This is a genomic window from Variovorax sp. PAMC28562 (genome assembly GCF_014303735.1).
Classification (GTDB): Bacteria; Pseudomonadota; Gammaproteobacteria; order Burkholderiales; family Burkholderiaceae_C; genus Variovorax.
Window position 1 is genome coordinate 1,642,015 of sequence record NZ_CP060296.1, and the last position, 13,735, is coordinate 1,655,749.

Sequence of the window (13,735 nt, forward strand, 5' to 3'; positions counted from 1 at the left end):
CCGGATCGTAGGCGCCACTTTGACGCCGGCTTGTCGTTCCAACGACAATCTAAGGGACAGTACTCCCCGGACTTTCCCGATGAAGCCCAGCCCATGACGATCGGCAACACCGCCAGCAGCGGCTCGATTCGCGACACGGTTCGCGCCGCGCACCCGCACGAGCTCGACAATATTCCGTGGCTGCACACGCTCACGCCGGCCGAGCGAAAGCGTGCCGAAGCCGCCGTGGTGGTCGGCGATGCCGATGCCGGCGAATTGGTGTGCCGCGTCGGCCGCTCGCCGACCTATTGGTTCGGCGTGGTCGAGGGGCTGCTCAAGATGAGCAACGACAACGCCGACGGCACCTCGATGACTTACAGCGGACTGCCGCCCGGCGGCTGGTTCGGCGAAGGCACCGTGATGAAGCGCGAGCCGTACCGCTACAACATCCAGGCGCTGCGACGCAGCCTCGTCGCCGGCCTGCCGATCGACGAGTTCCACTGGCTGCTCGACCACTCGATCGGCTTCAACCGCTTCGTGATGAACCAGCTCAACGAGCGGCTGGCCCAGTTCATCGCCGCGCGCGAAGCCGACCGCCTGAACAACCCCGACGCCCGCGTCGCCCGCAACCTGGCCGCGCTGTTCAACCCGGTGCTGTTCCCCGGTGTCGGCGAGCTGCTGCGCATCACGCAACAAGAGTTGGCGTACCTGATCGGCCTGTCGCGCCAGCGGGTGAACGAGGCGCTGCGAACGCTGGAAGGGCAGGGCGCCATTCGGGTCGAGTACGGCGGTGTGCGGGTGACCGATCTGGTTGCGCTGCGCGCGGGCGGCCTGCCAGGGACGCGCTGGCCAGTGAAGACGGCAAAGCCGGTCAGTCCAACCCATGCGATTCACCCGATGCCGCCCAAAGCCCGCTGATCCCCGTCGTCAGCCCACGCTCACTACACTGCAATCCCGCCTTGCGCGTCTTCGCTTTTTGCCCGCTGCACTCATGGAAATTCTTGTCCTGGTGATCCTGATCGCCGTCACCGCCTGGGTCCTCAAATCGAAAGAACAGGCCCGCCGCATCGCCCTCCTGGGCGGCCAGCTCGGCAAGTACCAGATCGAAAAGCTGATGGAGAACCTCACCGAGGGCTACATGCGATGCCTCGCCGAAGACGATGCCGAGCGTCGCGATCAGATCTGGAGCATGTTGAATACAGCCGAGGCCGCGCTGGCCGATCAGTTCGGCCGTTTTGCCGCCGGCTTCGGGCGCATCGACGAGGCGCAAACCCGTACGAGCAAGCTGCCGCTCGCGCTGCCATTGGCCGACCGGCTTTTCCCCAACGCGACCTTCGATGCACGCAAGGCCTTTGCCATTCACGCGCAGGGCATTGCCGACGCGGCCAGCAACGCGCTCGGCCAGACGCCCAAGCGCAAGGCCTTCACGATGTCGGCGGAACTGTTCTTGATGCAGCACACCTGCCACTGGTTTTGTCGCTCGAAGTCGGTGGCCTCGGCGCGGTTACTGGCACGGCACCAGACCTCGTATGCGCTGGCGCTCGATTCGGTCGCGCCGGCCACGCGCAAGGCTTACCAGGCGCTTGTCGGCGGCTGACCCGCGCTTGACCGGCCGTCGGCTGGGCGTCTAATTTCACCGTCGCGTCGACTTTGTCACGCAGTGTTTCCGATGAGTCGCGCGATGATGGCGCCATGCTCAGAACCGCTGCACTCCTGATCACGCCGCTGGTGACCCTGGCGCTCGTCTACTGGCTCGGCTTCCTGGCACTGATCGGCTGCGTGGCGCTGGTGTTTTGCGTGATCTGGTTTTCCAGCGCCAGCAAGAACCTGATGGCGGGTCGTCCGGAGGACGTCGACACCCAAATCGCCGGGCCGACGACTTTCATGGCGGGCCTCTAGCGCCAAGTCGCTTTCGATGCTGCGGCCCTTCGGGCTGCGCGCGACAATCGCTCCTCAAGCGATCCGCAAAACGAGGTCGCACCCACTTTTCAGTCTCTGCGCCCCACTTACTTTCATGTCCTCTTCCGACAAGCCGTCATCCGGTGCCGTCAAACTCGAAGGCGCGGGCGATGCCTTGCTCGCCGCCAATGCGCAAATCGAGGTGATGTCCGAGCAGCTCCAATCGCTGAACGAACTGCTCGCCAAGCCGCTCGACCAGATCCTCGCCGAGCGCGACAAGTTCAAGGAAGCGGCCGCTGCCTGGGATGCTTTTGCCGCCCAGTGGGTGCTCTCGCAGCGCGCCATGAAGCGCGTCGCGCTCGATCTGGCAGTCGACCAGGGCGTCACCGAAGAAGACGTCGTCGCCCGCGCGATGGCCTATGCCAACGAGGTGCTCAACGGCGACGAAGTCGACCTCGGCGGCACCATCGCCGAAGCGCAGCTGGCGCACATCGGTCGCCATCGCGCGTTTCTTCGCAAACAATTCCGCCCATCCTGACAACGCTGATCCCGCCTACGCTTTTGGAGCCGTCATCGCCACCGCCAAATCCCTCGTCACCGACGAATACAAGCTGTTCCCTTCACCGCGGAACGTGCATCGCGGCGTGTTCGAGCACCAGGTTTTCCTGCCGTATCCGTACATGCTGATCGACATGGAAAGCTATTACCTGAAAGGCCGCTACAGCCTCTTCGCGGCCTGCCGCCTGGTCGACAACAAGATGGGCCAGCTCGTCACGCTCGAAGACGTTGCCGACGAGGTCAAGTTCAAGAGCAAGTTCGTGCCCGACTGAGCGCTCCACGGCCACCGCAACAAGATTTACAACGAAGGAGACAACACCATGTTCCAGACCGCTCTCATGACCGGCCAGCGCATCCTCGTCACCGGGGGTGGCACCGGCCTCGGCAAGTCGATGTCCGAAAAGTTTTTGGCGCTCGGCGCCGACGTCGCCATCTGCGGCCGGCGTCAGTCGGTACTCGAAGAAACAGCGGCCCAATGGCGCAAGGATTTTCCGGAGCGGCGCATCGACACCTTCGGCGTCGACATCCGCAATGCGCAGGCGGTCGATGAAATGGTCGAGAGTCTGTTCGAAAGCGGCGGCCTCACCGGTCTCGTCAACAACGCCGCCGGCAACTTCGTCGCACCGACCGAAAGCCTGTCGCCACGCGCCTTCGACGCCGTCGCCAACATCGTGTTCCATGGCAGCTTCTACGTGACGCAAGCCGTCGGCAAGCGGTGGGTCGCACAGGCCAAGTCCGGCGAGTGGGAAAAGGGCAGCCCGTACCGCAGCGTGATGAGCATCATCGTCACCTGGGTCGACAACGGCGGCCCGTATGTCGTGCCTTCGGCCATGAGCAAGGCCGGCATCGAGGTCATGACCAAATCGCTGGCGATCGAATGGGCGCGCTACGGCATTCGACTCAACGCCGTCGGCCCGGGCGAGATCCCGACCGAGGGCATGAGCAAGCGCCTCAATCCCGGCGAAGAGCCGGGTGAGCGCTCCAAGGCCAGCAACCCGATGGCGCGCGTCGGCGAAATGAGCGAGCTGCAGAACCTCGCAGCCTTCCTGATGGCGCCGGGCCAATGCGACTGGCTTACCGGTCAGTCGATCATGATGGACGGTGGCCAGGCCGCGGCCACCGGCGGCAACTTCTACGAGCTGCGCCAGTGGAGCGATGCCGACTGGATCGCGGCCCGCGAGCGCATCGAAGAACAGAACGCCAAAGACAAGCTGCAGCGCTGAGGGCGCGAATGCGTGTTTGTCGCTGCGACGGCGGGCGAGCGATGCCCTAAGTAAAAACCCGTTAGGTCGGCATCGGTTTGCTCGGTACTCTGTATACAGAGTTCAAAGCAAGTCATGTCAATGCCACTGGTTCAGATCCCCGCCGCTCCCGACCTGGTCGATCAGGTCTATCGGGCGCTGCTCGACGCCATCAGCAGCGGCTCGCTGGCGCCGGGCGAGCGGCTCACCCAGGAGGACATAGCGCGGCGCTTGAACGTGTCGCGGCAGCCTGTGCTGCAGGCGTTGCGGCTGCTCAAGAAAGACGGCTTCGTGCACGACGCGCCGGGGCGTGGCGTGTGGGTGGCCCCGCTCGATGTCGAGTGGACGCGCAAGGTCTACCAGGTGCGGGGCGCCCTTGACATGCTGGCCGCGCGACTGGCTGCCGCACAGTGCTTTCGTATCGACCCCAAGCTGATCGAACGCGGCCGGCGTGCCGCGCGCGGCCGCAGCGTGGAGGCCATGCTCGATGCCGACATGGCGTTCCACCAGGCGATCTACGCCGCATCCGGCAATGCATTGATCGGGCAAAGCGCCGACCACCACTGGCGCCATCTGCGACGCGCCATGGGCGCGGTGCTGCAGTCCGCCACCCAGCGCGAATCGCTCTGGGACGAACACCAATCGATCGCCGATGCGATCGCATCCGGCGACGCCGACGGCGCCGCGCGGCTGAGCAACGACCACGGCGCGGAAGCCAGCGCCAACCTCGGCCGGCGCCTTGCCGAACGACTGAATAGCCCGGCCCTTTCCACTTCAACTAACGCACTTTCCGGAGACATACGATGAAGCTCACACCCGAACAACGCGCGCAATTCGATCGCGACGGCTACTTGTTCTTTCCCGGTCATTTCACGCCCGAAGAAACTCGCACGCTGACCGAGGCGGTGCCGGACCTGTACAGCCGCCGCGAGGCCTTCAACGTGCGAGAAAAAGGCAAGGACGCCGTGCGCACCAACTTTGCGGCGCACCTGATCAGCGAGCCGTTCGCTCGCCTGGCGCGTCATCCCCGGATGGTGGGGCCGGTGACCGATCTCTTCGAGGAAGAGGTCTACATGCACCAGTTCAAGATCAACGGAAAGATGGCCTTCGAGGGCGACGTGTGGCAGTGGCACCAGGACTACGGTACCTGGCTCAACGACGATCTGATGCCGACCGAGCGCGCCATGAACGTGGCGATCTTCCTGGACGACGTGAGCGAATACAACGGCCCGTTGATGTTCATCCCGGGCAGTCACAAGAAGGGCGTGGTCGATGCCAAGCACGACCTCACCACCACCAGCTACCCGCTCTGGACGGTCGACCACGACCTGATCCGGCAGCTGGTCGATCGTGCCGGTGGCAAGGACGGCGGCATCGTCTCGCCCAAGGGCCCGGCCGGCTCGATGATCCTGTTCCATAGCTGCCTGGTGCACGCTTCGGGCAGCAACCTGTCGCCCTTCAATCGCGTCGCGGTGTACTTGAGCCTGTGCGCGGTCAGCAACCACATTCGTCGCTTCAAGCGACCCGAGTTCATCGCACAACGCGACTTCACCCCGATCGAGATGCTGCCCGACGACTGCCTGCTGAAGCCCTACCCGGTCGAGACGCCGTGGCAGCACGGCTTGCCTGAGAGCGCGCTGCAGACGTCGCTCGACGTCATCGACGAAGCCACTGCCGCCTGACAGGAATTGTGATGAGCCTCCACTCCAAACTCCAGCAACGCGAAGCCGAAGGCCGTCCGATTCGTATCGGATTGATCGGCGCCGGCAAATTCGGATCGATGTACCTGGCGCAGATTCCGCGAACGCCCGGCATTCATCTGGTCGCCATCGCCGACCTCTCGCCCGACGCGGCGCGTGCCAGCCTGACGCGGGTCGGATGGGATCCGGCACGCACGCAGGCGCGCTCGGCCCAGGAGGCGCTGAAGACCGGCGCCACCTGGATCACCGACGACTGGCAAGCCGTCACCCGCAACGCCGGCATCGATATCGTGGTCGAGTGCACCGGCAATCCGGTGGCGGCGGTGCAGCACTGCCTGGATGCGTTTGCTCACGGCAAGCATGTGGTCAACGTGACGGTAGAGGCCGATGCTTTCTGCGGCCCGTTGCTGGCGCGCAAGGCGCAAGACGCCGGCGTGATCTATTCGCTGGCGTTCGGCGACCAGCCCGCCTTGATCTGCGACCTGGTCGACTGGGCGCGTACCTGCGGCTTTCCGGTGGTGGCGGCCGGTCGCGGCCACAAGTGGTTGCCGCACTTCTCGGAATCGACGCCCGAGACGGTCTGGGGCAACTACGGCCTGACGCCCGAACAGGCCGAGCGCGGCGGCCTCAACCCGAAGATGTTCAACAGCTTTCTCGACGGCTCCAAGCCGTCGATCGAAAGCTCCTCGGTGGCCAACGCCACCGGTCTTTTCGTGCCGTCCGACGGGTTGCTCTATCCGCCGGCCAGCGTGGAAGACATTCCGGTCGTGACGCGGCCGAAAAGCGAAGGCGGCGTGCTGGAGCGCAAGGGCATGGTCGAAGTCATTTCGTCGCTCGAGGCCGATGGCAGGCGCATCCCGTACGACATCCGCATGGGCGTGTGGGTCACGGTCGAGGCCGAGACCGATTACATCAAGAACTGCTTCGAGGAATACAACGCGCACACCGACCCCAGCGGTCGCTACTTCACCCTGTACAAGCGCTGGCACCTGATCGGGCTGGAGGTCGGCGTGTCGGTCGCCAGCGTCGCGCTGCGCGGCGAGGCCACCGGTGTCGCGACCTGCTGGAACGCCGACGTGGTGGCGACCGCCAAGCGCGACCTGATGCCGGGCGAGATGCTCGATGGCGAAGGCGGCTACACCGTCTGGGGCAAATTGCTCCCGGCCGATCGTTCATTGCGAATGGGCGGGCTGCCGCTGGGTCTGGCCCACAACGTCAAGGTGCTGCGGCCGGTCAAGAAGGGCCAGAGCCTGAGCTGGGCCGACGTCGCGAAGGACATGTCGACCGACGCCTACAAGTTGCGCGCGGAAATGGAGTCGATGTTCGCGCTGCCCGACGCCAAGGTCGCCTGAAGCCCGGTTGTTCGGCCCGGCATCCGGCCACAGCCGGTCGATGCTTTCACCGCGAGCACGCTCTCGACACCCAAAGAAACTGCACATGCCAACCCCACACATCATCGGCTGGGGGCACACGCCCTTCGGAAAGCTCGACCAGCTCGACATAGAGCAGATGTTTCGTGACGCCGCGCTTCCCGCAATGGCGAGTGCCGGACTCGAACCCAAAGACATCGACGGCATATTTGTCGGCACCTTCAATGCCGGCTTCGTACCGCAAGACTTCAGCGCGTCGATCGCGGCAGTCGCCATCCCGGCATTCCGGTTCACCCCGGCGGTGCGTATGGAGAACGCGTGCGCTACCGGTTCCGCTGCGATCTGGGCGGCAATCGATGCGCTTGAGAGCGGTCGCATGAAGCGGGTACTCGTCGTCGGCTTCGAGAAGATGAACACGCTGCCGAACAACGAGATCAGCGCGGTGCTTATCAAGTGTTCTTACGTCAAGGAAGAGGGCAGCGAGCCGGGAGGCTTTGCTGGCGTGTTCGGAAAAATCGCAGCGACCTATTTCGAGCGTTTCGGCGATCAGTCCGATGCGCTCGCGGCAATCTCTGCAAAGAATCACATCAATGGTGTTCGCAATCCCTATGCGCACATGAAACGCGATCTCGGCTTCGATTTTTGCCGGACCGTGTCCGACAAGAATCCGTTTGTCGCCGGACCCCTCAAGCGCTCGGACTGTTCGCTGGTGTCGGATGGAGCGGCTGCGCTCGTGCTGTCTTTGGAGCCCGTGGGCAATGCACAGGTGTCCCCAGTACGTTGGCGCTCGCGTACGCAGGTCAACGACTTCCTGCCCCTGTCGCGCAGGGACCCGACGCGATTCGAAGGAGCGACCCGGGCCTGGAGCGAGGGTCTTGCCGCGGCACGGTCGCAGTTATCGGACCTGCAGTTCGTGGAGACGCATGACTGCTTCACCATTGCGGAACTGCTCGAATATGAAGCCATGGGGTTGGCGCCACACGGCCAGGGTGCTCGGGTCATCCTGGACGGCGTGACCAACATGGAGGGACGACTGCCGGTGAATCCATCGGGCGGCCTCAAATCGCGCGGCCACCCGATCGGGGCCACCGGCGTGTCGCAACACGTCATGGCTGCGATGCAGTTGTCCGGGACTGCCGGGGACATGCAGGTGCCGAACGCCCGTGTGGGTGCGGTGTTCAATATGGGCGGCGCTGCCGTCGCCAATTACCTGAGTGTGCTCGAAGCGGTCTGATCGATGCACCCGGCTCAAGTCATGAACCTCGGCCAATTGCTGACGCAAACGGCCCGGTTGTTTCCGCAACACGCAGGTCTGATCCAGGGCGACGAGACCTGGACCTGGAAGGCAATCCACGCGCGGGTCGACGCCATGGTGGCGGCACTGCGCCACAAGGGCATGAAGAAGGGCGACAAGATCCTCGTGCAGTCCCGCAACAACCTGCAGTTGTTCGAGAGTTGCTGGGTCGCCTTTCGTCTCGGTTGCGTTTGGGTGCCGACGAACTTCCGCCTGACGCCACCCGAGATTTCGTATCTCGGCGCATCGAGCGGTGCACGCCTCATGATCTACGAGTCGGATTTCGCGATGCACGTCGACGCCGTGCGTGCGGCATCGGACGCGCTGGAACTCGTGGTCTGCATCGGGAATCCGCGTGCCGGTGAGAGTTCGTACGAGGGACTCGTCCAAGAGCACGCAGCAGACTCGGCCGAGTCTGGCGAATCGGTCGAGTGCGCCGCAGTCGCTTACGACGACCCGTTGTGGTTTTTCTATACCTCGGGCACGACCGGCAAGCCCAAGGCGGGCATCCTCACGCACGGACAAATGGCTTTCGTGGTGACCAACCATCTTGCCGAACTGATTCCCTGCACCACGGAAAAAGACTGTTCGATCGCGGTCGCGCCGCTCTCGCACGGCGCCGGAATCCATGCGCTGCTCAATGTGGCCCGGGGTGCCGCTACCGTCATGATGCCGGGCGAAAGGCTGGAGCCGGAGTCGTTCTGGCAACTCGTCGAGCGGCATGCAGTGAGCAACGTCTTCACCGTCCCGACGATCGTCAAGATGCTGGTCGAACATCCGGCCGTCGATCGTTACGATCACTCTTCACTCCGCTACGTCATCTATGCCGGAGCACCGATGTACCGGATCGACCAGAAACTTGCGCTCGGCAAACTGGGCAAGGTGCTGGTGCAGTACTTCGGTCTCGGCGAGGTCACCGGCAACATCACCGTTCTCACTCCCGACATGCACTCGGCGGACGACGACGACCCCCGCGCCAACATCGGATCGTGCGGTCGGGCCCGAGTGGGCATGGAGGTCGCGATTCTGGATGCAGCGTTTCAGCGTGTCGCAGCGGGCACCGTCGGCGAAATCTGCTGCCGTGGCCCCGCTGTTTTCAATGGGTATCACAACAACCCGGATGCCACGGCCAAGGCACTGCAAGGTGGCTGGTTCCATACGGGCGACCTGGGCCGGATGGACGGCCGCGGGCTGCTCTACATCACCGGCCGCGAATCCGACATGTACATCTCCGGCGGGTCCAACGTGTACCCGCGTGAAGTCGAAGAGGTCCTGCTCACGCACCCGGGCGTCGCCGAGGTCGCCGTGCTGGGCGTACCCGATTCCAAATGGGGAGAAATCGGCGTTGCGGTGATCGTTCGCGGGGCCTCGGCGAGTCCGGTCGACGAACAGGCCCTGCTGGCCCACCTCGATGGCCGATGCGCAAAGTACCGCTGGCCACGCCGGATGTTCTTCTGGGACGCCTTGCCGAAGTCGGGCTACGGCAAGGTGACCAAGAAGGATGTATTGCGGCTTCTTACCGAGCGCGGCGACATCGCTCCGTCTTCCTGATCATGGCCGCGTTGCGACAGGGAATACGCATGAAGGATGTTCGTTGAGCAATCGAATGAAAGACAAAGTCGTCATCGTCAGTGGTGCCGGCTCTTCGGGACCCGGCTGGAGCAATGGGAAAGCGGCGGCGGTGCTCTATGCGAGGGAAGGCGCACAGGTTTTCGCAGTCGACTCACGACTGGAGGCGGCACAGGAAACGCAGGCTCTCATCGAAGGCGAGGGCGGCACCTGCATGACGTTCAGGGCCGACGCTTCCGTGAGTGCCGACATGAAGCAGGCGGTCGAAGCCTGCATCGGTCGGTTCGGTCGCATCGACGTGCTGCACAACAACGTGGGAATCGTCGAGGTCGGCGGGCCGGTCGAGACTTCAGAGGAAAGCTGGGACCATGTCATCGCGGTGAACCAGACCAGCGTGTTCCTCGCCTGCAAGCACGTGTTGCCGCACATGATCGAACGACAGTCCGGTGCCATCGTGAACATCGGCTCCGTCGCCGCCGTACGTTGGATCGGCTTTCCCTACATTGCTTACAGCGCCGCCAAGGCTGCGATCGTCGCCATGACGTCGAACATCGCAGTCCAGTACGCCGCACAAGGCATCCGTGCCAACTGCGTGATGCCAGGCTTCATGAACACTCCGTTGATTCGGGCGCCGCTGCTCAAGACGTATGGCGGCGACATCGATTCGATGATCGAACAGCGCGACAAGCAAGTGCCCACCGGAAAGATGGGAGACGCATGGGACACCGCCTATGCAGCGCTCTATCTGGCATCGGATGAAGCCCGCTATGTGACCGGAATTCAATTGACGGTCGATGGCGGACTCACCGCCCGATGTGCCTGACAGCGACTAAAAAATAACCACGATAACCACGATAACCACGATAAACCAGGAGACAAGAAGATATGCAAACCTCACGCCGCACCATTCTCAAGACCGCCACGACCATCGGCCTGATCGGTCTTGGCAGCAAGACCGCGACCGCACAAAACGGCACCTTCAACTTCAAGGTCGGGACCAATGTCCAGAACACGCACCCGATCTTCATTCGCCTGAATGAAGCGACAGAGAAGATCAAGTCCGAAACCGATGGCAAGGTGATCGTGCGCGTTTTTCCTAACGGGCAACTCGGGTCGGACACCGACATGTTGAGCCAAGTGCGCTCCGGTGGCCTGGACTTCCTCACCCTGGCGGGCGTGATTCTCGCCAATCTGGTGCCGATGGCGTCGCTCAACAGCGTGGGCTTCGCGTTCCCGGACTATCCCAGTGTCTGGAAGGCGATGGACGGCGACCTAGGCAATTTCATTCGCCTGCACATCACCAAAGCGAATCTGCATGTGTTCGACAAGGTGTGGGACAACGGCTTTCGTCATGTCACTTCGTCCAAACTGATCAACACACCGACCGATCTCAACGAACTGAAGATTCGCGTCCCGGTCAGTCCATTGCTGATGTCGTTGTTCAAGACGCTCAAGGCGTCGCCGACCGGCATCAACTTCAACGAGCTTTACAGCGCACTCCAGACCAAGCTGGTCGATGCGCAGGAAAACCCGCTTCCCATCATCCAGTCCGCAAAGCTTTATGAAGTGCAAAAGAACTGTGCGCTGACAGGCCATATCTGGGACGGTTACTGGATGCTGGCCAACAACCGGGCATTCGAAAGTATGCCGGTCGCGTTGCGCGAGATCGTGACCAAGAACTTCAATGCGGCTGCCATGGTCCAGCGCGCCGACAGCGAAAAACTGGCGGTGTCGTTGCAACAGGAACTGGCCGGCAAAGGACTTGTTTTCAACAAGCCGGCGATCGAGCCGTTTCGCGCGGCGCTGCAACAGGGCAAGTTCTATTCGGAGTGGAAGGGAAAGTTCGGCGACGAGGCTTGGGCCAAGCTCGAGGCAGCGGTCGGCAAGCTGGTGTGACGGGAGCAGGACATGAACACCCAGGTCTTGTCCCCGGAGTTTGTTGCGCGACCGCCGCTGCGGCCCCTGGCGGCCCGGCTGGATCAAGCTTTTTTCAGCGTCATCGAGAACGTCGCAGCGCTGTTGCTCATCGGCGAGATCTGCATCCTGTTTGCCGGCATCGTGGCGCGCTATGTTTTTCATGCGCCGTTGATCTGGTCGGACGAACTCGCTCAGATGATGTTCATCTGGCTGGCGATGCTGGGCGCCGTGATCGCATTGCGGCGCGGCGAGCACATGCGAATGTCGACCTTCGTCAACAACGCATCGCCAGGCACCCGTACGCTGCTCGAGACGGTGGCCATCATCGCGGCCATCGTCTTTCTCGGCTGCATTCTGGTTCCGGCCTACGAGTACGCGGCAGACGAGCAATTCATGATGATGCCCGGCCTGGAGTTGTCGAGTTCATGGCGGGCAGCGGCGTTGCCGGTCGGCATGTTCCTGATGTTGCTCGCGGGGTTGCTCCGACTTGCCGTCGTCGCTGAATGGAGGGTGATCCTGACTTCGCTGGTGCTGATCGGTGTGTGCGCTGCGGCGCTCATCCTGGCCAAGCCGCTGTTCGGATCTCTGGGCAACGTCAACCTGGTGATTTTCTTTGTCTTCATGATCGCGGGATGCGTGTTCGCCGGCGTGCCCATCGCGTTCTCGTTCGGACTCGCCACGTTGAGCTATCTGGCGTTGACCACCACGACACCGCTGGCAGTCCTGGTCGGGCGCATGGGCGAAGGCCTGTCGCATCTGATCCTGCTGGCGGTGCCCATGTTCGTTTTTCTCGGGCTGCTGATCGAGGCGACCGGCATGGCGCGACGCCTCATCGGTTGCCTTGCTTCGATGATCGGGCATGTCAAGGGCGGACTCTCTTACGTGCTGGTCGGCGCCATGTACCTTGTGTCCGGAATTTCAGGATCCAAGGTGGCCGACATGGCGGCCATCGCACCCGCGCTCTTTCCGGAGATGCGCAAACGCGGGTCGAAGCCGGGTGAGTTGGTGGCGCTGCTTTCTGCGACGGGCGCACAGACCGAGACCATTCCGCCGAGCCTGGTGTTGATCACGGTCGGCTCCGTCACCGGCGTGTCGATTACCGCGTTGTTCGCGGGTGGCATGCTGCCGGCCGTGGTGGTCGGCCTGCTGCTTTGCGTGGTCGTCTGGCATCGACACCGTCACGAAGACCTTCGGCATATCTCCCGCAGCACCAAGGCCCAGATCGCGAAGCACCTCCTTGCAGCCTCGCCTGCCATCGCGTTGCCCTTCGTTATCCGGTTTGCGGTCGTCGAGGGCATCGCCACCGCCACTGAAGTTTCGACGATCGGCATCGTCTATTCGATGGCCGTCGGGCTGTTGATCTACAAAGAGTTCGACTGGAATCGGCTCAAGCCCATGCTGCTCGACACGGCTGCGCTTTCCGGCGCGATCCTGTTGATCATCGGCGCGGCCACCGGCATGGCGTGGGCGCTGACGCAATCGGGTTTCTCCACCAGTCTTGCCGAGGCGGCGATGGCGCTCCCCGGTGGCAAGTGGACGTTCCTGGCCGCTTCCATTGTCGGTTTCATCGTTCTCGGCAGCGTGCTCGAAGGCATTCCCGCCATCGTGCTTTTTGGGCCACTGCTGTTTCCGATTGCCCAGCAAGTGGGGCTTCACGAGGTGCACTACGCCATGGTGGTCATCCTGGCGATGGGCATCGGATTGTTCGCTCCGCCATTCGGTGTGGGCTACTACTCTGCGTGCGCCGTGAGCAGGATCGATCCGCAAGAAGGACTGCGCCCGTTGGTCGGGTATGTCGTCGCACTGGTCATCGGCGTCGTGGTCATCGCGGCCGTTCCCTGGTTCTCCACGGCATTCCTGTAACGCACGGGCGACCCGGCGTCCGCCCTCGAAGCGCCGGGTTTTTACGCTTTTTTTACGGCCCCTGACCGACTCCATTCCCCGTTTTTATGTGCCCCTGCCGAGACTGACTGCCATGTCTCGAAACAGGAGTGACTGAATGGACTTCGTATGGATTGCCGCCCTCGCCGTGTTCTGGCTGGGAATGGTCGGCATGGTGAACGGGTTGCACAAGCTGCAATCCGCCAAGGGCGAACAGGGAGCGCGCAAATGATCAGTCTCGAAGTGCTTTACGGCTTCGGCGGATTCATTGCGATCGCGTTGTTCGCCTATCTTGTCTACGCCCTGATCCGCGCAGAGGAGTTCTGA

Annotated in this window: 15 protein-coding genes; all 15 read left to right on the top strand. The window is 62.9% G+C overall.

Translation table 11 applies throughout. The annotated features are described in order from the left end of the window. Nucleotides 1-93 precede the first annotated feature (93 nt). Nucleotides 94-897, top strand: a complete 804-nt coding sequence (locus tag H7F36_RS07825) for a Crp/Fnr family transcriptional regulator (protein ID WP_187054135.1) — start codon at nucleotides 94-96, stop codon at nucleotides 895-897. Nucleotides 898-970: 73 nt separating this feature from the next. After that, nucleotides 971-1,576: a hypothetical protein gene (locus H7F36_RS07830; protein WP_187054136.1), complete on the top strand. Its 606-nt coding sequence runs from the start codon at nucleotides 971-973 to the stop codon at nucleotides 1,574-1,576. A 95-nt stretch (nucleotides 1,577-1,671) separates the two neighbouring features. Further along, complete coding sequence (locus H7F36_RS07835; RefSeq protein WP_187054137.1) at nucleotides 1,672-1,878, top strand: hypothetical protein; 207 nt, start codon at nucleotides 1,672-1,674, stop codon at nucleotides 1,876-1,878. A 115-nt stretch (nucleotides 1,879-1,993) separates the two neighbouring features. Then, entirely contained in the window at nucleotides 1,994-2,416 is a 423-nt protein-coding gene (locus H7F36_RS07840; RefSeq protein ID WP_187054138.1) for a hypothetical protein, read from the top strand. Between the two features lie 34 nt (nucleotides 2,417-2,450). Further along, nucleotides 2,451-2,708, top strand: a complete 258-nt coding sequence (locus H7F36_RS07845; RefSeq protein ID WP_187054856.1) for a hypothetical protein — start codon at nucleotides 2,451-2,453, stop codon at nucleotides 2,706-2,708. A 48-nt stretch (nucleotides 2,709-2,756) separates the two neighbouring features. Next, nucleotides 2,757-3,659 (top strand): SDR family oxidoreductase, encoded by a 903-nt coding sequence (locus tag H7F36_RS07850; protein ID WP_187054139.1) that lies wholly within the window; start codon nucleotides 2,757-2,759, stop codon nucleotides 3,657-3,659. A gap of 114 nt (nucleotides 3,660-3,773) precedes the next feature. Next, nucleotides 3,774-4,484: a GntR family transcriptional regulator gene (locus H7F36_RS07855; RefSeq protein ID WP_187054140.1), complete on the top strand. Its 711-nt coding sequence runs from the start codon at nucleotides 3,774-3,776 to the stop codon at nucleotides 4,482-4,484. Then, nucleotides 4,481-5,359: a phytanoyl-CoA dioxygenase family protein gene (locus H7F36_RS07860; RefSeq protein WP_187054141.1), complete on the top strand. Its 879-nt coding sequence runs from the start codon at nucleotides 4,481-4,483 to the stop codon at nucleotides 5,357-5,359. The genes H7F36_RS07855 and H7F36_RS07860 overlap by 4 nt, the downstream gene beginning before the upstream one ends. Before the next feature lie 11 nt (nucleotides 5,360-5,370). Continuing rightward, entirely contained in the window at nucleotides 5,371-6,729 is a 1,359-nt protein-coding gene (locus tag H7F36_RS07865) for an NAD(P)H-dependent oxidoreductase (RefSeq protein WP_187054142.1), read from the top strand. A gap of 85 nt (nucleotides 6,730-6,814) precedes the next feature. After that, on the top strand, nucleotides 6,815-7,981 hold the full coding sequence (locus H7F36_RS07870; RefSeq protein ID WP_187054143.1) for an acetyl-CoA acetyltransferase: 1,167 nt from the start codon (nucleotides 6,815-6,817) through the stop codon (nucleotides 7,979-7,981). A 3-nt stretch (nucleotides 7,982-7,984) separates the two neighbouring features. Next, nucleotides 7,985-9,592 (top strand): acyl-CoA synthetase, encoded by a 1,608-nt coding sequence (locus tag H7F36_RS07875; RefSeq protein WP_187054144.1) that lies wholly within the window; start codon nucleotides 7,985-7,987, stop codon nucleotides 9,590-9,592. Between the two features lie 55 nt (nucleotides 9,593-9,647). Next, nucleotides 9,648-10,433, top strand: coding sequence for an SDR family NAD(P)-dependent oxidoreductase (locus H7F36_RS07880; RefSeq protein ID WP_410003072.1), 786 nt, complete (start codon nucleotides 9,648-9,650; stop codon nucleotides 10,431-10,433). Between the two features lie 62 nt (nucleotides 10,434-10,495). After that, complete coding sequence (locus tag H7F36_RS07885) at nucleotides 10,496-11,506, top strand: TRAP transporter substrate-binding protein (RefSeq protein ID WP_187054146.1); 1,011 nt, start codon at nucleotides 10,496-10,498, stop codon at nucleotides 11,504-11,506. A 12-nt stretch (nucleotides 11,507-11,518) separates the two neighbouring features. Then, complete coding sequence (locus H7F36_RS07890; RefSeq protein WP_187054147.1) at nucleotides 11,519-13,390, top strand: TRAP transporter large permease subunit; 1,872 nt, start codon at nucleotides 11,519-11,521, stop codon at nucleotides 13,388-13,390. Nucleotides 13,391-13,636: 246 nt separating this feature from the next. Then, nucleotides 13,637-13,735, top strand: coding sequence for a K(+)-transporting ATPase subunit F (gene kdpF / locus H7F36_RS07895; protein WP_187054148.1), 99 nt, complete (start codon nucleotides 13,637-13,639; stop codon nucleotides 13,733-13,735).